We start from the raw sequence: 21,314 nt of genomic DNA on the forward strand, positions 1-21,314 counted from the left end.
GATTGCAGTGCGAGTGGCCCTCACTGATTAAAGTTTCCTTTTATTTTTGCATTGAATCTAACATCTTCACAATAAAGGCAGCTGCCTGACCACGAGTTGCTGTGCCTCGAGGATCAAACTCATTATTTCCAATACCATTAACTACCTTTAGACTGTATAATCGTTGAACCGATTCTTTGTATGTTATTAAATGCTTATCTGTAAATGGTAATGCTACTAACTCACCTGTAATTCCTTTATATCGTAATGCTTTGTCAATCATAATAGATACTTCTTCACGAGTAATTGGTGAGTTAGGATCAAAAATTCCTTCACCACGACCATTAATAATTCCTGCACTTGCACAACGTTTAATACCGTCATGAAGTGATGGATGTGCCTCATTAATATCTACAAATGACTTATTTCCCTCTGGTAGTTTAAGAGCATTCGAGATTAATTTCGCAAACTCCGCTCTCGTTACATTTCGATATGGCGCAAATACACCATTACCTTCGCCTTGCATAATACCTAGACTGTTTAATTTACGAATATGCCCTTCAAACCAGCCACCTGTAATATCATCTTTTGGTTTTTGTACTTCTTCCTTTGGTACATTGTAGTTAATTTTAATCCAACTTGGGTCATAGAAAATCCATTCTCCATTACCTACTTTATACCAACCATTTTTAACCGCTAATACTTTGTATCGATCTCCGTTTGAAGCTTTACGTACAACACGATGTTCAATACCCGCATCACTACGTACATTGATGCCACTACCATTTACCACTAGTTCCATGCTAGGTTCAGCTGGATTATTTTCATTTGGATTAAATGAGTCATTTTTATCTTGTAAAGGCGTATCAATCTGCGCATTTATATTTGCATACCACTGAATTCCTTGTACGAAACCAGCCCAATTACCACGTGAAATTAAAATGTCAGGACATTTTTTCCCGCTCCATTGTTGATGCTTGTAAATATGATCTGCACCAATTCCTTCTTTGTTCATTAAATAACCTGCAAGTCGTTTTGCATTTTCTAACGCTTTATTGTAATCACCGTCTTGGTTAACCGCAATCTCGATACCGATAGACTCCCTGTTTCCTGAACCATCTCCATCTCCTGCATGCCAACCATTTTCGTTTGTTGGTAAGTGTTGATAAATTTGTTTATCATCTACAGTAAAATGCCATGAAGCTGTTCGGAAAGTGCCTTCAGTTGCTTGCTTGTATAAATATTTTGCATGATTTTCAGCATTAGCACCAGCGGCTGTATTTGCGGTCTCATGAATTGTAATGTAACGTGCTTTCATCGGATTTGCAGGACGAATATCAGGATTTCCTGCTGGAACAATCCACTCCACAAATGGAACTCCTGCAAGTGTTCCATATTTCTTCGTACTCTGTGCACTATATTGAATACCTCTTGGCTTTGCAACAGGTTTCATTTGACGATCAGATCCATCATTTCGACCATCTACAGATTCAAATGCCTTTTCAATGTTTGAAATAGCTTCCTTTTCTGCTACTTGTCCCTTCTTAGCATCTTGCATTTTGTTTAATTCTTCTGTTTCATCATGTTTATGCTTATATTCTTCTAAAAGCATTTTTTCATTTTCAGATACTTCTGCTTCGTTAATTTGTACATGATCAGGAACTTCCAACTTGAAATTAGAATAATTTAATCCGCTCGTTCCATGTTCTCCTTCAGCAATATTTAGTTGATCAGTTTGAGATTTGTTTATCTCTTCTGCTGATGCTGATAAAGGTACACTCCCTAAAATCACTAGACTTGTTGATAGTGCGATTACTTGTTGTTTGATTGTCTTATTCATTATTATAAATAGATATACACACATTCTCGCCGTGTATATATCTCAACCTCCTTTTGTTGTCACATTAATTTTAAAAATACAAATCTACTATGTACTTCTAATATATTTTCTTTTTATTTATATATTTAAATTATATTATTTTATGCCCGTTAAGAAAATATTTATATGTCATCCCTACAAATGAATTTCATCTAACATATTTTTTACAAAATCCGTCAACAAAAATTATTTTACAACTAATTACCAATACCGTCAAAAGCATTTTCAACAATCCACACTTTAATAGCTATAGTAAATGTTATTTCTTTCACATTATATACTATTGAATTCCCCTATCAAATTTCTACTTCTCAAAAATAGATTATAATACCCTGTACTAATTCTTCACTAAGAAGAAACTTTACAATTTTGCTATAAATACAAACATATATAACTTTCCACAGCAAGAGTGTATACAATCACCAGCGGATAGCATTTATTTTGAAGAACTAGAAGATACTTGGGAAAATTATTTCAAATTAAAAGAAGTTATTGATAATAGCTATAATTTTTAGAAAGACAACTTACACAATATATAATTATAACAAGTCGATTTCTTATTTTAATAAGGAATCGACTTTCTTACTATTTAATTTACTGATTAACATCCCACTCTAAAATTATTTTACTAAAGATACTATTATAGATACCGAATTATCTATAACGGAACGTTCTGGGCGTGATTTCATTAACACTGTTAATCCAATTAGGGACGTGACTAATGTTTGCGCTAATGCTTTTGCGTTCAAATCACTTTGTAGTTCTCCTGATCGAATTCCCTTCATAATTAATTCTTGAAAAATAACTGCAAGATACATTTGATGTTCTCTAGTCAGTACTTCAAACCTTTCATTATGAGGAGCAAGCTCAACCATTGTGTTAATACAAAAACAGCCTTTACTGAACTCTTTTTTATATTCCTCTTCCACCATGTTTTCAAAAAACATCCGAATTGCTTCTTTTACAGATTGTTCTTTTTGAAGTTTTGTTCGTATACGAGCCGCATGTAAGTTGGTGTATCTCCTTAATGCCGCTTCAAATAAACCCTCTTTATCACCAAAGGCTGAATATAAACTCGGTTTTTGTATTTCCATTTTAGCAGTTAGATCACTTAATGAAGTTGCAGCGTATCCTTTCTCCCAAAAAAGTTGCATAGCAGCATCCAAAGCTTTTTCTTCATCAAATTCGCGTAGTCGAGCCATTTAAAAATATCCCCTTCCTCTACATTTTTAGATTATAAACCAACACTTTATGTACCAATCAGTATATTATATATCGTATTAAATTATAAATGACGTGTCAAAGAAAACGAAATTAACTCAAAATAAACTTGACATATACATTTACTCGAGATTATATTTTACTTACAAAATAACATACCGTTCGGTACGTTATTTACAATAATACAAAAAGGAGCTGATTTTATGAATAACAAAGAAAAGATGATGACCACTCTAAAACATAATCATCCCCAGTTACATTCACCTATTAGCGCAAACATGTCCCGCTATATGACTCTATTATTCGCAATAGCTTGCGGGATGGCGGTCGCAAATATATATTTCGCTCATCCACTACTTGATTCTTTATCAAATGAATTTAAGATTAGTCATTCAACTATCGGTATTGTGATTACTATTACTCAAGTTTGTTATGCAATCGGATTACTTTTATTAGTTCCACTTGGTGACTTATTAAACCAAAAAAGACTTATTATTGTTCAAATGCTTTTATCCGTTATCGCTTTAATTGTAATTGGGGTCGCTCCCTCAGCCATCGTACTTTTTATAGGTATGGCCTTAGTAGGAATTCTTGCAACAGTTACACAAACACTCGTCGCATACGCATCAATTTTAGCGAATCCAGCAGACCGTGGACGTATAGTAGGTTTCGTTACAAGCGGCGTTGTAATCGGCATTCTCCTTGCGCGTACATTTGCAGGCGCATTAACAGATTTAGCTGGATGGCGGTCCGTTTATCTCACCTCCGCTACACTTATACTATTCGTAACTGTTTTGTTATATCGTAATTTACCTACTCTCGAACAGAACAGAATGACAACTATACCTTACCAGAAGCTAATACGTTCTGTACTTTTATTATTTGTAGAAGAACGACTCTTACGCATTCGCGGAATATTAGCATTGCTCATTTTCACTTCATTCAGTATTTTATGGACTTCTTTAGTATTGCCTCTAAGTGCTACACCACATAATCTTTCACATACAGCTATTGGTGCGTTCGGCCTTGCTGGAGTTGCAGGTGCATTAGCTGCTACTAAAGCTGGACAATTAGCTGATAAAGGATTAGGACAAAGAACAACTGGCATAGCTTTATCTTTATTAGTACTTTCATGGCTCCTAATTATATCTATTAAACACTCTCTATTATTACTAATTTTCGGCATTATCCTCTTAGATTTAGCGGTGCAAGCTGTACATGTCACCAATCAAAGTATGCTGTTCACAGTGCGTCCCGAAGCAAGAAGTCGACTTACTGCCAGTTACATGATTTTTTATTCTATCGGTAGTGCAACAGGTGCAATTCTTTCAACAAATACGTATGCAAAATATGGTTGGGATGGAGTCTGCATATTAGGTTTATCTGTTAGTGCTTGTGCTCTTTTATTTTGGGCAATGACCTTACGGCGATCATCACAACTAAAAGAAGAATAATTCATTTGTATATTTTTCTACAAGACTATAGAATAGCATTTATTTTTCAAAATAAATCAACGGCATTTTCATATAAAAAATGCCGTTGATTCCAAACTTTTATGTATACGATTCGCCATTTCATGATAATAGATCAATATACTAGCGAAATACATCTATTACAAATTACCTTTAACTTGTCCGACAATTTCGTTTATCGTATTTCGATCAAACTTATCACTAATTTCGTATGGCTCACGATCTCCTACGAATTGCACGCCTACAATATCATTGCGATCCTTACCGTATTGCACTTCAATGATAGATCCACGCTCTATTTGTTTCCAAATGAGGCCTGCTTCATCTTTATTATCTAAAATAATGCAGTCTTCAATATTTTCGTCAATCCCAATTAACTTGTTATCATCCATATATCCAATCTCGTATTGTTGACGTTCTTTCGCTTTTCCGCTTACTAATATACCTTTGCTACCATATGAGTAATCCATATAGTCCTTTTTCTCCGTTTGTACCACTTTCGGCTTTTGTGCTTCAGTTTTTTCAGCAGCTCCACAACCTGTAATAAGACTGATTGGCATAACCATAGTTAATACTACTCTAGTAAATTTCTTTATCATTTATAACTAACCTCACATACTTAATTTAAAATACTATTTATTTCCTTATTATAAAATAACATGATAATACAGAGAAAGAGCCAAAGATAAAATATTATTTACATCCGTATTGTCCCTCCCTTTACATTAATATAGTATCCTCATAAGTATGAATAGCTAGGCTTTCAAAATTAATACGGGAATATTATAGAAAGTAGACATCCTACTCACATAAGATTAGTATTAGAATTGAAAATATATAAACTAGATGATTACTTATATTAAGGAAGGAAGTACACAGCTATGGATTTTAAAACAGTCATGCAAGAGCTTGAATCCCTTGGTAAGGAAAGAACGAAAAAAACATACATCTCTAACGGTGCACACGAGCCGGTTTTTGGCGTAGCTACAGGTGCTATGAAACCAATCGCTAAGAAAATAAAAGTAAATCAAGAGTTAGCTGAGGAACTTTATGCCACAGGTAACTACGATGCTATGTACTTTGCAGGCATTATTGCAGATCCAAAAGCTATGAATGAGTCTGATTTTGATCGCTGGATGGACGGGGCATATTTTTATATGCTATCTGATTATGTGGTAGCAGTAACTTTATCGGAGTCAACTATCGCCCAAGACGTTGCTGATAAATGGATTGCAAGTGGGGATGAGCTACGAATGTCAGCGGGCTGGAGTTGCTACTGCTGGCTTTTAGGAAATCGCAAAGACAATGAATTTGCCGAAAGCAAAATTTCCGATATGCTTGAAATTGTAAAAAATACAATTCATGATGCACCAGAACGAACAAAATCTGCTATGAATAATTTTATAAATACTGTAGCAATTTCATATGTGCCACTACACGAAAAAGCAGTCGAGACTGCAAAAGAAGTTGGTATAGTTGAAGTAAAACGTGATAATAAAAAAAGCAGTTTGTTAAATGCTTCCGAAAGTATTCAGAAAGAAGTCGATAGAGGAAGAGTTGGTTTCAAACGTAAATACGTTAGATGTTAGATTATTAAAAAAGGTGTCAATCAAGAAAGATTGGCACCTTTTTTAATGTAGAAGTAGAAAATGAACTACCTCCCTAAAAATCATTCATTTCCCTCTTTACAACTTATATGTTAGAAATTTCTTCTTTCACTTTATACACCCTATCTCTTTTCTCATCGTTTTTAACAAAAGTAAGCTTTCCTTCTGTAACAAAACCTTCCAATGCTAAGCATACTTGTCCATATGCTTTTGGCTTATTCGTTGTAAATCTTTCATCTGATATTTTACCAGATCGTATTAATTGTTCGCATAACTCCAGTGCACTTATTTCTTCAGAATCCATTAATTCCAATATATCTTTTTGCAATGCTGATAAAGGTGCAGGTATCTCGGCTACCTCTACCTTTTCTTGTTTATTTTCTTTTTCGTCTTCAAATAAATCTTCAAATGAAATTTGATTCATTACATCTTTTCCTTTCTCATAACGAATTTGCTTAACATGAACTGAACCCTATATGTACTAGAACTTTTACATTTAGTTATTGTTATGTAGTCCTTACCTCTTTACATAAATTTTATAACTCATGTGCATTATTTTAAGTAGTATATTTCCATTATACCAAATATACGTTCTGTCATCTATTGTAGAATTCGTTATTACTGAACTGAAAGCAATAGTGAACATCGGTTGCACAAATCATGCAAACAAAAAAATGCTAATCGCATTGTTTGAACTACTTCCACATGTCTATCAAGCTAAGAAAAACGAACATCCAAAATAAAAAAGCGAGGTTACTATTGTAGTACCTGAAAAGCAGGCAGTCTTTAAGGCTTAGTTAAGTAAGTATTCTATGTTGCGAATGAAAAAGGATCTGATATGAATATCAGATCCTTTTTCATTGCTTCTTTTATAAATGTAACTTCTTGATACATACATCGTTTCACACGATAACTGGTTCATACGTGCTTACATTATCATACACAGTTTTCGCAATTCTAGGAGGAAGATTAACACACCCTCCAAATCTGACTTTTTAATAGAATCAAAGTGTATTTTTACTTACCAGACTTAATTTTTTCATTATATTCTTCTAAGGTTAACCCTTTTTCTTTTAGATAAACAGCAACTTCTTTTCCTACATAACGATAGTGCCATGGCTCATACTTAATGCCAGTAATATTCTCTTTATCTTTCGGATAGCGGAGAGTAAATCCATACTCCGCAGCATTCTTATCTAACCATTTGAATGCATCGGTAGTTTCAAATTTTGCATTTAAATCTTCTACAGTATTCTGCCATTCAACTGAAATAATGTCTAACGCTAATCCAGTATGATGTTCACTTGCACCAGGATACTGAAGATATTCCAATGCCTTAGCACTAGCCTCTTTATCCGACAAACCTTGCGATTTATAGCTTTTAACTGAAGCATCATAATACGTTTGTTGTAATTTTATAGCTCGATAACCTGATCTTAAATAAAGATTGATTCCCTCTTTTTTTGCAGCTGCTACCATATCCTGATAGGAAGTTGCAATTCTACTATCTATTTTCATATTCGGCTTAGCATTTTGAGTAATACTTGTTAATTCAATTCCTAGTTCCTTTGATAACATATGCTCTCTATTTACAAGAATAATTCTCCAATCATTAGGATCAGAGATAGGTAAAACATCTTTTTTATTCGCATGTATCTCTTTTTTATTTTTATCGTTATTATTAGTAGTTTCCTGAGATGTTTGCTTTCCACTACAAGCAGCAAGACTCCATCCCATTGCCAATACCAATGCTAAAATTATAAATTTTTTAATTGTATCTCATTCCCTTTTTGTTTATTAGTCTTTATACCAATTTCCCAACACGTCTCTAGGAATCTCCTTGAAATCCTTCAAAGAAACGGGGCCGACAAATTTTTTAATTCCATGTTTTTTAGACTCTTCATCCGAATAATCTTTTAAAAATTGAATTTTAAATTGTTTCTTACCATCAGCGTAGTCGGTTACTGTCGGTACGATTGCCGCTTGTCGTATACCAAAAGTTTTATCTTCATACTCAACAAATTGTACATAAGATAATCCTCCAACCAATGTTTCTAATTTTTCTTGCGCAGAAATAAGATTTCCAAGAGAATAATAGATTAGCGTTTCATGTCCATCTTTATTTTGTTTCCACTCAATTGGTTGAATTACATGTGGATGATTTCCAATTACTACATCTACACCTAAATCTGTTAAATATTGAGCAACTTCTTTTTGTTGCTTTGAAGGTGTAGATGTATATTCTACTCCCCAATGCACCATAACAATCACCATATCAGAGCTACTCTTTGCCTTTTCCACATCATTTTGTATCGCTTTTTTATCAATTAAATTTAAAGCCCAAGACTTATCAGCCGGAATTTTAATTCCATTCGTACCATATGTATAATTTAGTAACGCAAAGCGAATACCATTTTTTGTAATCGTTTTTATTTCATTACGCTCGTTTTGACTCTCATTAATGCCTACTGGGATAACATCCGGATATTTCTTCCAGTATTCTCTTGTATTCGCAACACCTTTAATACCCATATCCATAGCATGATTTGTCGCTTGAGTCACTATATTGAATCCAGTGTCCACTAAAGATTGGCCTACTTCTTCAGGTGTATTGAAAGTCGGATATCCCTGTACTTTTAGATTATTTCCTGCAATTGGAGTCTCCTGGTTCACGATAGCAAGATCACTTGATTTAACAGCTTTTTTGATATTTTCATAAATATAGTTATAATCATATGAACCGTCTTTTTGTTTGCCATCTTTAATTACTGCGTCATGATATAAATTATCACCCGTTGCTATTAAATTCACAACCGATTTTACTTTTTTATCTTCCGTAAAATTAGGAGACTGTTGGATAGGACTCTTCTCTACCCAATTTGGTGCTTTTAATGATGTATCTATATTAGATTCAGCCGGTGGTAATGAAGCTTTAGATGTCTTAACATCTGTATTACCACAAGCAGTTAAAAGCACTAAAAAAATAAGACATAATAAAAAAAACTTTTTACTTCTCTGTAAAGTATCTAACATGTGATCCTCTTTTCTGTTTTATTACTTATAACCAGTTCTAACAAATCATTCTTTAAAACAACGTATTTTGGTTTTACCCTTAATTATGGAAGGACACTCTGTTACATCTGCTTCGGAATATACAGATAATCATTTTCCATTCTCTAGCAATCTATCAATTCCATCAGAATTGATAGATTGCTAGAAAAACATGATCCATCAGGATGTCGACTAGTTTCATATACCTGTTCCAATTGCAGTAACTCGTTTAATCTAAACAAGATAGAAGAATAGTTCATATAGCCTCTTCTCTTGCTTTACGTTTGTGAGTGGCTCCAAAAAGAGGGGATCGTTGCTGTACCCCCTTTAAATATTATGGAATCATTGTAACTAATTTCTTTACGTTAAGCGACAAACATTATACCGATAACGATAAGTAAGACCCAAGAACTTATTTTACCAATATACAAAAAAAGTAGCAATCTTTTGACCCATATAAAGAAGCCAATTAGGAGAAATGAAAGGAAGATTCATTTTAATTAATTCCTTCCTTCATTGATTAATAAAAAAACAAGCCACCCAACTATTGGATGGCTCTATACTATAAAGAGAATTTGTTATTGGATTACTTCAATTTCCCTTCAAAAACAATCTTCCTACCGCACGGCTCAACTACTGTTTTGCCGTCTTTCTTTACTTCATGAAAGATTGGCTCTTCCATACGACGAGACGGAGCGTAGCCTTCTTGTTCCATACGTGCTAAGCAGTCTGTAATTGTTTCATTTTCAAGTACTTCAAATTTCTTTTTATTAGGTTGTTTTGTCATGCCCTAACCTACTTTCTATTTTTCTTGATGCGAATTGATTTTTCATGTAGACCATATATAACATTGCGAGAATTCCCATTATAATCATAACCGCAATAAAAAAGCTTGTATACTGTATTTTTTCTATAAATACGCCGCCTAATACAGGCCCCATAATACTTCCTAAACTAAAAGCGATTCCGGATAATATATTACCTGCCGGTAGTAAATGTCTCGGTAATAAATCAGTCATAAATCCAAGCCCTAAAGAGAAACACGATCCAATAACCATACCCGCTAAAAGCATGCAGGCAAAGACGATCCAGTAATATTGATCAAATACAGCGGCAAGTAGAAAAATGCCCGTACTTATGCTAAACGTCCACGTTAATATACGGTCCCTTCCGTATTTATCACTCAATATACCGAGCGGAATTTGTGTAATAATACCCCCAACTGCAAATGCTGGTAATAAGAAGGATACATCTGAAACAGACCACCCTTTACGAAGTGCGTATACTGGTAAGTTACTGTTTAGCATTGCTTCAAGTACGCCATATGCAAGTGGTCCCAGCAGTGCAATCCATCCTAATCCAACAACTTGTTTATAACGAGAAAATGATGATTCACTCTTCACCTCTCTTTCATCTTGCGCTGGGAATGCATTTTTTGTTGGAAGTAGTAAAAGCCAACCTATTAAACAAAGTATAGTAGATATAATAAATGGTGTTGCAAGACCGTACTGCACAGTGCTTGCTAAATACGGACCAACAGCAAAACCAATTCCGAAGAATACACCGTATATCGATACTTGTCTCCCTATTTTACTTGGGTCTGATGTTGTCGTGATCCATGTTTGTGTTCCGACATGAAGCATATGATCTCCGACTCCAACTAGAAATCTAAGGATAAACCATACCCAAAATGAAAATGTTTGTGTAAAAAAGAATAATGAAATAATAACGAGAAACCCACCTATAACAATAATCGGCTTCATTCCAAACCTTTGCATCGGTTTTTCAAGAAACGGCGAAATAACTAATATCCCAATGTACAATGCCGTCGCATGAATACCATTAATACTTGAACTAACCCCTTCTTGTTCAAAAATCATTGCAATGGCCGGTAAGAGCATTCCTTGTGACAAACCCGAGATTGCTACAATCCCAACCATAATCCAAAAAGTAAAACGCATTGACATCCTCTGTCCCTCTCCTTCTCACGCTTCCACTTTTCATTATAAACTGTTTCTTCAAATGCGTGTACGAATATTCGCAATAAAAAACAAGCTAAAAGAATGAACCTTTTAGCTTGTTATCTTATCCTTCCCAAACTTGCGCTTTCACATTGTAATGAAAGTGTTTAAAATATGGATTTTCATAAAATGAAGGTCCATATAAGTAATGTTGCATATGAGCTGTTAGTGGCTGCTGCATTTGTAAAGGAACTACAGCTGGTGAAACTTGCATATACATCGGATCTATCATTATTTTTTTATAGATATGATGATTATATGGCGAATAAGCGATTAAGGATGGTTTATACATTGATAATCTCCCCTTATACATACAAATGTTATAGTATATGCAACACTTCTCATTTCGGGGATTATTTATGTTCTAACCAATTCTCTACATGTTTTATAAATACATCTAAACAATCAATAAACGGTGAGTGTCCGCAATCTTCTAATACCTTCAACTCTGCATTTGGCAAATGTTTCGCTAATTCCTCACCGACTACTTGCGGTACGACATAATCTCTATCACCTTGTATGACGAGTGTCGGCGCTTTAATATGATGAATTTGCTTACTTCCCTCTACAACCCCATTATGTTCATCCGAAATATTAAATGTAATGAGCGCATAATTCACATCTACGAAATTACGTTGCGTTAACATATCATCTAAATACTTTTCATAACGGTCCGGTTCAGGTTGATTATGTGTATATATTAATAGATTCCATACTGTACGGTAATATAGTTTGTTCATATTTTTTATCGCGTCTAATACTGGAGCGATTTGTACTGGATCTTGCGCAATTTCTTCTTTTGTCTTTACTAAACTTGATACGATTGGCTGCCCATTCGTATCTTTTTTAAAGATTGGGTATCCTTTCATTCCTACTGATTCTACTAAAATTAACTTTTCTACAAAAGTTGGGTGATTCGCTGTAAATTGCATCGCAACGCCACCGCCCATTGACCAGCCCATTAATGAGAATTTCTCTAGCTTTAACTCGTCGATAAATAATTTTACATCGTCTGCAAAGTCTTGTAATGAATCTATCGACTGATTATACGTTGATTGTCCAAACCCTCTTAAATCAAGAGCGTAAATATGGTATTGATCTTGCAACTTTTCAATAACTAAATCCCAATGTTGTGACGATGTCATGTTCCCGTGAATGAGTACAAGAATATCTGTATTTCGCCTTCCAACTTCCTGATATGCAATCGTTTCTCCGTTCGATAGTGAAACAAACTCCATTGTTGCAGGCTTAATCATCACAAGTTCCCCCATTCTATTTAATAGAAAGAAAATTCTTTACTTAATTAAAGAATAGCACGCAGAATATACGTTCGCAACATAAAACCTATAAGAATTTTTTACATAAATCAACATGTCTATTACTAGACAATTATTATAAAAAAGTATATAGTTAGCTAGGTAACTAATTTGAAAGGATCAAAATACATGGACGAAAAACAACATTTTTTTCACATCGTCAGCCAGACTTCTCGGAAGTTTACGAAGAAATTTAATGAACGTGTATCTCCAACAGGGTTATTTAGTGCGCAATGGGCTGTTATTTTCCGCATTAATCAAACTGGTTCTTGTTCACAAACAGAATTGTGCCAGTATTTAAATGTTGAATCACCAACGATGACTCGTACGTTAACACGTATGGAAACGATGGGATGGATTATTCGTACAGAAGGTAAAGATCGCCGCGAGAAGCTCATTTCTTTATCCGAAACAGCGATAAAGATGATTCCAGTATGGCAAGAAGAAGTTGATACTTTCGAAGAAAAAACGCTAGAAGGTATTAATGAAGATGATTTACATCAAGCATTTCAAGTGTTACAACAAATTATTAAAAATTTAGATTAAATTGGAGGGATGACGATGCAAAGTGAGAAACTTTGGACGAAGGATTTCCTCGGAACTTGTTTTAGTAGTCTATTTCTCTTCTTAACATTTTACATGCTTATGACTACTCTGCCTGTCTATGTAATAGACGGCCTAAAAGGAAAACCTGAGGAAATTGGTTTAGTTGCAACTGTGTTTCTTATTTCTTCTGTTTTATGTAGACCATTCACAGGAAAATGGCTCGATGATTTAGGAAGAAAGAAAATATTATTTATTTCACTTTCATTATTTTTAGCCGCTACTGTTATGTATTTCGGTGCGCAAAGTTTATTCTTATTACTTGCCCTTCGCTTCTTGCACGGTATTGGGTTCGGGATGGCAACGACAGCTACTGGTACGATTGTAACTGATGTTGCGCCAGCTCATCGACGAGGCGAAGCACTTGCATATTTCGGCGTATTTATGAGTCTGCCGATGGTAATTGGTCCTTTTTTAGGTTTAACAATTATTTCTCATTTTTCGTTTACTGTGTTATTTATCGTTTGTTCCGTATTTTCATTACTTGCATTTTTATTAGGACTACTTGTAGATATTCCGCACGAAGCACCTGTTAGCAAACAGAAACGTGAAAAAATGAAATGGAAAGACTTAATCGAACCATCTTCTATTCCGATTGCACTTACAGGATTTGTTTTAGCCTTTTCTTATAGTGGTATTTTATCCTTTATTCCTATTTATGCGAAAGAACTCGGTTTAAGTGAAATTGCAAGTTACTTCTTTATTGTATACGCACTTGTCGTTGTCATTTCTCGTCCATTTACAGGAAAGATTTTTGATCGCTTCGGTGAAAATGTACTTGTTTACCCTGCTATCATTATTTTCACAATCGGAATGTTCATATTAAGCCAAGCACAAACTTCATTTTGGTTCCTTGGCGCAGGTATGCTAATCGGTTTAGGTTACGGGACATTAATTCCGAGTTTCCAAACGATTGCGATTTCTGCCGCTCCAAACCATAGACGTGGTTCTGCGACAGCTACGTATTTCTCATTCTTTGATAGTGGTATTGGTTTTGGTTCTTTCATTTTAGGTATTGTCGCAGCGAAATCCAGTTATCATAATATGTATTTTATCGCAGCTATTATCGTTGCGTTCACTTTACTTTTATATTATGGATTACACGGACGAAAACAAAAATTCAAGAAACAACCTACAGACGGAAAAATTTCCGCTTAACGTTAATAAGGAAAGTAAACTTCCCCGTTTACTTTCCTTATTTTGTATTTCTTTCAAGACGAGCGTATACTTATAGTAGAAATAAAAAGGAGGGCCATATATGAAACTAAAAAAATCTCCCCTACTCTTACTTATACTAACATTCATATTTGTAATTACAGGGCTTGGGTTTACTTACTTCAAACAAAATAAAACGACCCCATCAAAACATAATGTGACAAAAGAAAACTGGTTAAATGACCCTTACTTACGTTGGTCGTACACACACATGAAAGAATTCACTTTAGTTAATGACGTAAAAAACAATCCTGACCAAATTGCTCACTTCCCTTCCGCATTGCAAAACTTAGACGATTTTGCTGTGGAGCGTAGATTCGGAAATACAACTCCTCTAAAAAAACTTTTAGACGATAACAAAACAGATGCTTTTGTCGTTGTACATAATGGACAACTTGTTTACGAACGATATTTCAATGGGTATAAACAGAATGAACCTCATGGTATGGCATCATTAGCAAAAGTCTTTACCGGGGCAATTATACAATCTCTCGCTGAAGAGAATCGTATCGATTTAGAGAAAACAGCTGACACTTACATAAAAGAATTAAAAAACACACCGTTCGGTAATGCCACACTTCAGCAATTAATGGACATGCAAGTGTCAGCAGAATACCCGACCCACGGATATGAGCAGCCTGGGCTAGAAAATCAAGATGCACAATTATATTTAGCTAGCAATATTTTACCCCGCGGCAAAAATTACGACGGTCCGATGAAAATTTATGATATGTTACGAGAAGCCGAAGAAACGGCCCCGCCTGGTTCTGCCTTTTCTTACAATAACGGATCAACAGAAACGCTCGCTTGGATTATTAGAACTATTACTAGTAAATCACTAGCTGAAAATGTAAGTGAACGAATTTGGTCTCAAATTGGTATGGAAGAAAACGCGTATTACGTTACAGATGAATCAAAAGTAGAACAAGCTAGTGCTGGATTAAATGCAACTGCTAGAGATATGGCGAGATTTGGGCAATTACTATTAAATAATGGGGAATATAACGGAAAACAAATTCTCCCTTCTTCTATTACAGAAAGTGTAAAAAATGTCCAAGAAGGTGAACTTGCAATTGGCCCTGGAGCTTCCATTTCTTATCATAATCAATGGTGGATTCCCCACAATGAACAAGGTGCTTTCGAAGTGTTAGGTAGTTACGGACAAACACTTTACATCGATCCGAAAGCAAATATGGTAATCGCTCACTTCTCTTCTAACGCAACGCCAAGTAATGAAATACATTCGGTTTACTCAAATATGTATATTGATATTGCACATCATTTGGAGAAGCTTCCACGGTAGTGGAAGCTTCTTCTTATTGCGTTGTTTTATTTGAAACCACTACCCTCATCACGGTTATTCATAATGAAACTTTTTATTAGCAATCCAATAATACGTTACGAAGAGTGTCAATAAAATCCACACTATAGTTAGTAATCCAGTAATTATTGCGTTTGAATTTACTACCCCCGTGACTAACGTTTCCATTGCATACTTACTCATACCGGCTGGATTAAGCTGATCCATTATTGGATTCAAACCGACGATTACTCTGCAGGCTAAAAGGAAAACAATTGAAATTAATGCAATAATACCTTGACTGTGAAAAATAGCACTTATCATTGTTGTGAAAGATACGATAAAAAGAACCCAAATTAGATAAAATAGTAATCCAGTAATTAGGTGTGCAAATGGAACGGCAGTAAAAAGAAAATTTACATATAGATAAGAAGCTACGTATCCAATTGTTACACTAAACGCTACCATTAAATAGTTTGACACTATTTTCCCACCTACATATGAAGTAACAGTAACGGGCCTTGTTAAAATAAAGGCCAACATACCATTAGCTTTATCTGTTTGAATTGCACCCATCATAGAAATCACTAGAATCATAAGTCCAAGCTGATCAAACTGGGATCCTAAAGTACTCGCTAATACTTCGCCCCCTTTTTGCGCTGCCATACTCAGATCAATTGTAATTCCCTGGCCTCCACCTAATGCTTCTAGAATTGATGGCAAATAATGAGTTACTATCGGCTGTGTTGCACCTAAAAATATAAAAACAATTGGTAGCCAAATAATCTTAAAATCACGTAACATTTGAACATATTCTTTTTTTATCAATACCATTGAGTTATTCATTTTTACACCACCAATTTCAAGAAAATTTCTTCTAAAGTATCGTTGCTCATTTTAAATTTAACAATGTCCACTTTATGTTCGAGTGCATTTTGCAGTAACATATTTTTGTTTATTTCGATACTTTCAACCTTCACTTTGATTTTAAGCCCAACCACTTCTACATTCTTCACATACGGTAATTTCTTTACAACTTCAATCCAATTTTGATCTTTAGTTGTTATTTCAATAATTAATTTATTTTCACGATTACGTTGTAAAAGCTCCGTAATCGTTGTGTCTTCTATTTTTGTTCCATCTTTTATAATGACAAATCGTTCACAGATTTCTTCTGCATCGCTTAAGATGTGGGTTGATAATAAAATGGTTGTATCTTTTTTTATTTCTTTAATCAGATTCAATACTTCCCGCCGGCCGATCGGATCTAATGCGGATACTGGTTCATCCATGACAATAAGCGAAGGTTTATGCAATAATGCTTGTGCAATACCAAGTCGTTGTTTCATTCCACCAGAAAATGTACTAACCTTTGCATTTTCTTCTTCCTTTAGTCCAACTTTCTCCAACATTTTTGGAATCGACTTTGACAATTCTTCTTTTTTCAACCCCGAAAGTTGGCCCATAAACGTAAGCGTTTCTCTCGCTGTCATCCAATGAAAAAAATTAGGATATTGAGGTAAATAACCAATTTCACTTTTCATTTTTGATATTTTTATCCCATTCAATAAAACTTCACCAGCAGTTGGATTAGTAATATCCGAAATTACTTTTATTAATGTGGATTTCCCTGCTCCGTTTGGTCCAATTAATCCGACGCATTCCCCTGCTTGCAGTTCCATCGAGAAATTATTCACAGCAATTTTTCCTTTAAATGATTTTGTTACATTTTTAATCTCTAATTTCATAATTTCTCACTGTCCTTTCTCCCTATAACAAAGTACAAGATAGGTCCCAATATATTAACGAAAAGAATAATTAACGTCCATACAAGTACATTTTTTCTTGTTTTCCTATGTCGATATAAATCAATGAATGCAATTAAAACTAAAAGTGCTCCCACTGCAATAACTGGTAATATAATGGGTAGAAAAGCCATAATATCAATGTCTTTAAGATCATTCAATCCATAATGTATTTTCATTGTCATCACTCCTTTTAAATCTCATTATCATTATTGATAATGATAAAATAAAAACGGATGGATTGCAATCATTATTCTCATTATTTATAATGAGAATAAAAAAACAATACATAAGGTGATATAATGAGTAATAAAGTTGAAATTTTAATGCATCCGGTAAGAATGAAAATTTGCCAAGTGTTAATGAGAAATAAGGAAGATGGGCTAACACCATTAGAAATGGTAAAAATCATTAAAAATGTACCACAAGCCACACTATATAGACAGCTACAAACTATGGTTGATTCTGGTATCGTCCATGTAATTAAAGAAAAAAAGGTGAAATCTGTTTCTGAAAAATATTACGCAATCAATGAAGAAGATGCAAAAATTGAAGGAAGTGAATGGAAAGGATTATCTGATGATGAAAAGTTAAACTACATTTCCTATTATCAGTTATCACTTATGACACAATATCAAAGTTACCTTAAGAAATTAGAGGAACAAAACAGTCAAGAAGATAAGGCTACTTTTTCTGTAGTAGAATTAAAGCTAGATGAAGAACACTTTGGAAAATTTCAAAACGAACTTAACGAATTAATGATTAAATACTACAATAGCCAAAGTAAAGATGACGAAATAGAGACTCCGGTTCGGACTGTCGCTATTACAATTATTCCAGAAACGTGAACTCACTCAATATACATAATACAAGCCGATGCTTCCTTACCATAGGAATCATCGGCTACCTTCATTTCGAAAATTGTTTTGACTACTACTGTACGGCTAGCGAAAAAACTTATCTAGAAGCTGCAATGTTGTAGCATCTAGAATTAGAATGTGCTTAAAGGTCCTATCTTTCCTATATTACATGAATTCTATTCTTTCTTTTCTCATGCTAGTCTCATACGATCCACACTCTCTCCAAACGCTTTTTAAAAAGAAGCATGGATAGACTAATAAATATAAATTAGGGATCCACCAAGACATATCAAAATCTAAACGGATTGTCCAAAATGCTAGAGCTTGTAACCCTGAGCAAAAAGTTAAAATTAATGATAAAAACGCAAAGTGGCTCCAAATATGTTTTTGTTTAGAATACAAATACAAACTTAAAAGTCCCGTTAAAGAGATTAGCAAATCCAAGGGTAAAAAAGACCAGTTCCATGCTACTAAAATTGGGTCTTCATAATCTTTAAATAAATATTCTTGCGGAATCATATGGAAAATTGTTATAAACCAATATACAACAAATCCAAGATCAGTAATAAGGAAAAAATACTTTAATTGATTCAATGTATACGTTCCTCCACCATTTCTTTTTTCTTCGCTTCATGTGCCGCACTATTAAAATTTAATATTACGACTCCAACTAAAATAAAAAGAATTGCTAGTATCTTAATTATATTGATACTTTCTCCAAAATAAATAAAACCAATTGTTGTAATCGTTACAATTCCCATACCTGACCATACCGCATACGCTACGGACATTTCCATCCCCTTTAATGCAAATGAAAGAAATGCAAAACTTACTACATAAAATACAAAAATAAGAATGCTTGGTACAAGTTTCGTTAATCCATCAGATAGTTTCATCGCAGCTGTACCCGCTACTTCAAATAAAATTGCTAAACTTAAATAAATCCACTGCACTATTCTCCCACCTTCTATTTCGAATTAGAAATTCCGTACAGTAACATATCCATAATTGATTCAAGCATACTTCCCAATGTATAATCACTCTTTTCAATAAACATAGGATCATATATGCGATTCAGTGCCCCTAAATACACTTCAATAAAAAATGGAATTTGAATTTTTCTTATGCTTCCTTCTCTTATTCCCTCTTCTATTAAACCGATTACAGTAGACCAGCCTTCACGTAAAAACTGATCTAATTTTAACCATTGGTAATAATGATGTTTTTTTAGTTCTACTAATAATCGTGCATCCATAAATGTAAATTGTTGTGGAATGCAAATTAAAATGAGCCTTATTTTTTCAACTGTTTGTAACGTATCATCTTTAGCGATATTTTTTTCCTTTTCTTGAATACTTTCTATTACATTACGAATAACTTCATCTACTATTCCATCTTTTGAAGAGAAGTGCTCATAGATTGTCCTCTTACTGACAGCTAATTGTTTTGCTAAATCACTAATTGTAAATGTAAACCCCTTCGTTTGAATTTGATGAATTGTTTCTGTTACTATTCTTTGTTTCATAATCCGCCCCCTAAACCTTTGGTACCACTTTAGTTTTTTTGGTACCATTTCATTTTACAATATTTAACACGATATATACAACTAACATTTCAAATTTTCTTATTTTTAACTCAAAACAGGTAAACATAAGAGCGTTGAGAATCATACCTGCATATTCAACAATTAAGTGAATGTATAAAATAACACTCATACATAAAGATTTAAATAAAGTTAAATACAATTCTATAAGGCTATGTTTGTATATGTTCTTTTTTAGTTTGGTGAGGCCGGATAGAAAATATTAGTCACTGAGCACTAATATTTTTTGTTTCATATGATTCCTATAACAATTACAAAGCTGAATCATCATTGTTGGGGCTGCTTACTTCTGCTAAAAAGACACCCTTATAGGAGTGTCTTTTCTACTCTCTTTAAAGAATTTATATCAACCTCATAAGTATTCCCATATGGTCTAAGTGATGGAATCTCTTCCTTTGCCCCATAAAATAATAGTTTCAAATCATCATCTTTATACTGAACTACGAAGAAGTCATCGAATTGGTCAAATGTGTTTTGATTAATCGTGATAAACCCTTTTTCTTGAGCAGTTTTTTTAACACTTATTCTTCGTCCATCTTTAATGACATCATATCCATGCTGATTCGTCACTTTGGATAGCTCACCATTCGTTGTAAAGGACACAAAAAAACTCACCTAGACGACCTATAAGATGCCTTAATTCAGTCGCCTTACAACCAAGAACATTCATTTTAAATCGTAACATTTCAAAGTATGCCTCATATAACTTTTTAATTTGTGAGATTCCTATTTTGTCCTTATCCTCATTGACAAGAAGTTTCCCATTATCCCACTCACCTACAACAGATTCACACTCTGCCCCTTTAGTTTTATGAAAAACTAATCCAGTATAAGGATAATTTTCACCTACATATCTATAAGTTTTTTTATTTATATATAAACAGATTTTTATTAACAGCTCTTCCTTTGTTATAGCGGTTATAACAATAATCAGCAGGATTCATACTCCCCGGTTTCGTATGAAATTTTGTTATTAATCTGTCCTTTACCTCTGCAGATGTTAAAATATCGCCTATTTTTTCTTTAAGTGCCTCTATAAATTGCTCATAAATAGTCAATATAACCCTCTCCTCATGTTTCTCAATAGTTTTACACCTAGTAGAACTTGCACTCTACAATTTGGCCTAATTGTAGAATAATATATTTAAAGTTCTTCATAAATATCTATAACTTACTATATAGATTTTACATTTAATTAAATTTCATAGACTATTAGAGTAAAATATAAATTGGAGAATTTTATTAAATGCTCAAAATAAAGATAATACTCCATTAAGAGCTCGTTTATTTAGGAAACGTGTCTTTTTTTATTGGCTTTTTAAATAAGGTAAACGTGAAGAAGCATTATGAAAAGCAGGACAATAATATTAAATTAACTTCCA

The 21,314-nt window shown here is 33.9% G+C and carries 22 protein-coding genes and 1 pseudogene; 6 read left to right on the plus strand and 17 right to left on the minus strand.

The features are described from left to right. Positions 1-40: 40 nt before the first annotated feature. Both ACS2FK_RS14065 and ACS2FK_RS14070 read right to left on the minus strand, forming a co-directional pair. Positions 41-1,819 (minus strand): S-layer homology domain-containing protein, encoded by a 1,779-nt coding sequence (locus tag ACS2FK_RS14065; protein ID WP_063549340.1) that lies wholly within the window; start codon positions 1,817-1,819, stop codon positions 41-43. Positions 1,820-2,478: 659 nt separating this feature from the next. Further along, positions 2,479-3,060 (minus strand): TetR/AcrR family transcriptional regulator, encoded by a 582-nt coding sequence (locus ACS2FK_RS14070; protein WP_063547956.1) that lies wholly within the window; start codon positions 3,058-3,060, stop codon positions 2,479-2,481. 222 nt (positions 3,061-3,282) lie between these two features. Here ACS2FK_RS14070 and ACS2FK_RS14075 point away from each other — a divergent pair, with 222 nt between their 5' ends. Then, the gene (locus ACS2FK_RS14075) at positions 3,283-4,533 is read left to right on the plus strand and encodes an MFS transporter (protein ID WP_063547958.1); all 1,251 of its coding nucleotides are present in this window, start codon (positions 3,283-3,285) and stop codon (positions 4,531-4,533) included. A 158-nt stretch (positions 4,534-4,691) separates the two neighbouring features. Here the strand turns inward: ACS2FK_RS14075 and ACS2FK_RS14080 are convergent, their stop codons facing one another. Then, positions 4,692-5,150 (minus strand): hypothetical protein, encoded by a 459-nt coding sequence (locus ACS2FK_RS14080; protein ID WP_063547960.1) that lies wholly within the window; start codon positions 5,148-5,150, stop codon positions 4,692-4,694. Positions 5,151-5,432: 282 nt separating this feature from the next. Between ACS2FK_RS14080 and ACS2FK_RS14085 the strand changes: the two genes are divergently transcribed. Then, positions 5,433-6,140: a DNA alkylation repair protein gene (locus tag ACS2FK_RS14085; protein WP_063547962.1), complete on the plus strand. Its 708-nt coding sequence runs from the start codon at positions 5,433-5,435 to the stop codon at positions 6,138-6,140. Between the two features lie 103 nt (positions 6,141-6,243). On the opposite strand, the gene ACS2FK_RS14090 is transcribed toward ACS2FK_RS14085, so the two are convergent. The 7 genes from ACS2FK_RS14090 to phaZ all read right to left on the minus strand — a co-directional run bounded on the left by ACS2FK_RS14090 (position 6,244) and on the right by phaZ (position 12,486). After that, positions 6,244-6,582 carry a DUF3895 domain-containing protein gene (locus ACS2FK_RS14090; RefSeq protein ID WP_063547964.1) on the minus strand — a complete coding sequence of 113 codons (339 nt, stop codon included), beginning with the start codon at positions 6,580-6,582 and terminating at the stop codon, positions 6,244-6,246. Between the two features lie 593 nt (positions 6,583-7,175). Beyond that, positions 7,176-7,907 (minus strand): M15 family metallopeptidase, encoded by a 732-nt coding sequence (locus ACS2FK_RS14095; protein WP_000241993.1) that lies wholly within the window; start codon positions 7,905-7,907, stop codon positions 7,176-7,178. Between the two features lie 48 nt (positions 7,908-7,955). Further along, entirely contained in the window at positions 7,956-9,191 is a 1,236-nt protein-coding gene (locus ACS2FK_RS14100; RefSeq protein ID WP_063547966.1) for a CapA family protein, read from the minus strand. A 604-nt stretch (positions 9,192-9,795) separates the two neighbouring features. Beyond that, entirely contained in the window at positions 9,796-9,996 is a 201-nt protein-coding gene (locus tag ACS2FK_RS14105; RefSeq protein WP_000166303.1) for an NETI motif-containing protein, read from the minus strand. Continuing rightward, positions 9,980-11,176 carry an MFS transporter gene (locus ACS2FK_RS14110; protein WP_000062798.1) on the minus strand — a complete coding sequence of 399 codons (1,197 nt, stop codon included), beginning with the start codon at positions 11,174-11,176 and terminating at the stop codon, positions 9,980-9,982. The genes ACS2FK_RS14105 and ACS2FK_RS14110 overlap by 17 nt, the downstream gene beginning before the upstream one ends. 118 nt (positions 11,177-11,294) lie before the next feature. Then, complete coding sequence (locus ACS2FK_RS14115) at positions 11,295-11,522, minus strand: hypothetical protein (RefSeq protein WP_063547968.1); 228 nt, start codon at positions 11,520-11,522, stop codon at positions 11,295-11,297. A gap of 61 nt (positions 11,523-11,583) precedes the next feature. Then, complete coding sequence (gene phaZ / locus ACS2FK_RS14120) at positions 11,584-12,486, minus strand: intracellular short-chain-length polyhydroxyalkanoate depolymerase (RefSeq protein WP_063547970.1); 903 nt, start codon at positions 12,484-12,486, stop codon at positions 11,584-11,586. 189 nt (positions 12,487-12,675) lie between these two features. Between phaZ and ACS2FK_RS14125 the strand changes: the two genes are divergently transcribed. The 3 genes from ACS2FK_RS14125 (at position 12,676) to ACS2FK_RS14135 (ending at position 15,667) form a co-directional block, all read left to right on the plus strand. Continuing rightward, positions 12,676-13,092: a MarR family winged helix-turn-helix transcriptional regulator gene (locus tag ACS2FK_RS14125; protein ID WP_063547972.1), complete on the plus strand. Its 417-nt coding sequence runs from the start codon at positions 12,676-12,678 to the stop codon at positions 13,090-13,092. A 15-nt stretch (positions 13,093-13,107) separates the two neighbouring features. Next, the gene (locus ACS2FK_RS14130; RefSeq protein WP_001190320.1) at positions 13,108-14,307 is read left to right on the plus strand and encodes an MFS transporter; all 1,200 of its coding nucleotides are present in this window, start codon (positions 13,108-13,110) and stop codon (positions 14,305-14,307) included. A 100-nt stretch (positions 14,308-14,407) separates the two neighbouring features. Further along, complete coding sequence (locus ACS2FK_RS14135) at positions 14,408-15,667, plus strand: serine hydrolase domain-containing protein (RefSeq protein ID WP_063547974.1); 1,260 nt, start codon at positions 14,408-14,410, stop codon at positions 15,665-15,667. A 54-nt stretch (positions 15,668-15,721) separates the two neighbouring features. Here the strand turns inward: ACS2FK_RS14135 and ACS2FK_RS14140 are convergent, their stop codons facing one another. Genes ACS2FK_RS14140 through ACS2FK_RS14150 form a run of 3 tightly spaced genes read right to left on the minus strand, consistent with a single transcriptional unit; the run spans position 15,722 to position 17,648 of the window. Further along, positions 15,722-16,510, minus strand: coding sequence for an ABC transporter permease subunit (locus ACS2FK_RS14140; RefSeq protein ID WP_063547975.1), 789 nt, complete (start codon positions 16,508-16,510; stop codon positions 15,722-15,724). A 2-nt stretch (positions 16,511-16,512) separates the two neighbouring features. After that, on the minus strand, positions 16,513-17,412 hold the full coding sequence (locus ACS2FK_RS14145) for an ABC transporter ATP-binding protein (RefSeq protein WP_063547977.1): 900 nt from the start codon (positions 17,410-17,412) through the stop codon (positions 16,513-16,515). Continuing rightward, the gene (locus tag ACS2FK_RS14150) at positions 17,409-17,648 is read right to left on the minus strand and encodes a PLD nuclease N-terminal domain-containing protein (RefSeq protein ID WP_000690914.1); all 240 of its coding nucleotides are present in this window, start codon (positions 17,646-17,648) and stop codon (positions 17,409-17,411) included. Before ACS2FK_RS14150 ends, ACS2FK_RS14145 begins: the two co-directional genes overlap by 4 nt. A gap of 123 nt (positions 17,649-17,771) precedes the next feature. Here ACS2FK_RS14150 and ACS2FK_RS14155 point away from each other — a divergent pair, with 123 nt between their 5' ends. Beyond that, positions 17,772-18,317, plus strand: coding sequence for a transcriptional regulator (locus ACS2FK_RS14155; protein ID WP_063547979.1), 546 nt, complete (start codon positions 17,772-17,774; stop codon positions 18,315-18,317). A 177-nt stretch (positions 18,318-18,494) separates the two neighbouring features. Here the strand turns inward: ACS2FK_RS14155 and ACS2FK_RS14160 are convergent, their stop codons facing one another. From ACS2FK_RS14160 to ACS2FK_RS14175, 4 genes and pseudogenes are all read right to left on the minus strand, one after another. After that, positions 18,495-18,923, minus strand: coding sequence for a YvaD family protein (locus tag ACS2FK_RS14160; protein ID WP_063547981.1), 429 nt, complete (start codon positions 18,921-18,923; stop codon positions 18,495-18,497). After that, positions 18,920-19,282, minus strand: a complete 363-nt coding sequence (locus tag ACS2FK_RS14165; RefSeq protein ID WP_080469846.1) for a DMT family transporter — start codon at positions 19,280-19,282, stop codon at positions 18,920-18,922. Before ACS2FK_RS14165 ends, ACS2FK_RS14160 begins: the two co-directional genes overlap by 4 nt. Before the next feature lie 14 nt (positions 19,283-19,296). Then, positions 19,297-19,854 (minus strand): TetR/AcrR family transcriptional regulator, encoded by a 558-nt coding sequence (locus tag ACS2FK_RS14170; RefSeq protein WP_063547983.1) that lies wholly within the window; start codon positions 19,852-19,854, stop codon positions 19,297-19,299. A gap of 384 nt (positions 19,855-20,238) precedes the next feature. Further along, positions 20,239-20,990: pseudogene (locus tag ACS2FK_RS14175) on the minus strand (DUF7225 domain-containing protein). Between the last annotated feature and the right edge of the window lie 324 nt (positions 20,991-21,314).

Origin of the sequence: Bacillus cereus group sp. BceL220 (genome assembly GCF_051776965.1) — a bacterium.
Lineage (GTDB): Bacteria > Bacillota > Bacilli > Bacillales > Bacillaceae_G > Bacillus_A > Bacillus_A cereus.

Bases quoted from the DNA above. Each gene is read 5' to 3' on its own strand.
- ACS2FK_RS14080 (WP_063547960.1), bottom strand. From the start codon at position 5,150: ATGATAAAGAAATTTACTAGAGTAGTATTAACTATGGTTATGCCAATC.
- ACS2FK_RS14105 (WP_000166303.1), bottom strand. From the start codon at position 9,996: ATGACAAAACAACCTAATAAAAAGAAATTTGAAGTACTTGAAAATGAA.
- ACS2FK_RS14070 (WP_063547956.1), bottom strand. From the start codon at position 3,060: ATGGCTCGACTACGCGAATTTGATGAAGAAAAAGCTTTGGATGCTGCT.
- ACS2FK_RS14110 (WP_000062798.1), bottom strand. From the start codon at position 11,176: ATGTCAATGCGTTTTACTTTTTGGATTATGGTTGGGATTGTAGCAATC.
- ACS2FK_RS14085 (WP_063547962.1), top strand. From the start codon at position 5,433: ATGGATTTTAAAACAGTCATGCAAGAGCTTGAATCCCTTGGTAAGGAA.
- ACS2FK_RS14140 (WP_063547975.1), bottom strand. From the start codon at position 16,510: ATGAATAACTCAATGGTATTGATAAAAAAAGAATATGTTCAAATGTTA.
- ACS2FK_RS14155 (WP_063547979.1), top strand. From the start codon at position 17,772: ATGAGTAATAAAGTTGAAATTTTAATGCATCCGGTAAGAATGAAAATT.
- ACS2FK_RS14170 (WP_063547983.1), bottom strand. From the start codon at position 19,854: ATGAAACAAAGAATAGTAACAGAAACAATTCATCAAATTCAAACGAAG.
- phaZ (WP_063547970.1), bottom strand. From the start codon at position 12,486: ATGATTAAGCCTGCAACAATGGAGTTTGTTTCACTATCGAACGGAGAA.
- ACS2FK_RS14150 (WP_000690914.1), bottom strand. From the start codon at position 17,648: ATGAAAATACATTATGGATTGAATGATCTTAAAGACATTGATATTATG.
- ACS2FK_RS14075 (WP_063547958.1), top strand. From the start codon at position 3,283: ATGAATAACAAAGAAAAGATGATGACCACTCTAAAACATAATCATCCC.
- ACS2FK_RS14145 (WP_063547977.1), bottom strand. From the start codon at position 17,412: ATGAAATTAGAGATTAAAAATGTAACAAAATCATTTAAAGGAAAAATT.
- ACS2FK_RS14100 (WP_063547966.1), bottom strand. From the start codon at position 9,191: ATGTTAGATACTTTACAGAGAAGTAAAAAGTTTTTTTTATTATGTCTT.
- ACS2FK_RS14130 (WP_001190320.1), top strand. From the start codon at position 13,108: ATGCAAAGTGAGAAACTTTGGACGAAGGATTTCCTCGGAACTTGTTTT.
- ACS2FK_RS14090 (WP_063547964.1), bottom strand. From the start codon at position 6,582: ATGAATCAAATTTCATTTGAAGATTTATTTGAAGACGAAAAAGAAAAT.
- ACS2FK_RS14115 (WP_063547968.1), bottom strand. From the start codon at position 11,522: ATGTATAAACCATCCTTAATCGCTTATTCGCCATATAATCATCATATC.
- ACS2FK_RS14065 (WP_063549340.1), bottom strand. From the start codon at position 1,819: ATGAATAAGACAATCAAACAACAAGTAATCGCACTATCAACAAGTCTA.
- ACS2FK_RS14125 (WP_063547972.1), top strand. From the start codon at position 12,676: ATGGACGAAAAACAACATTTTTTTCACATCGTCAGCCAGACTTCTCGG.
- ACS2FK_RS14135 (WP_063547974.1), top strand. From the start codon at position 14,408: ATGAAACTAAAAAAATCTCCCCTACTCTTACTTATACTAACATTCATA.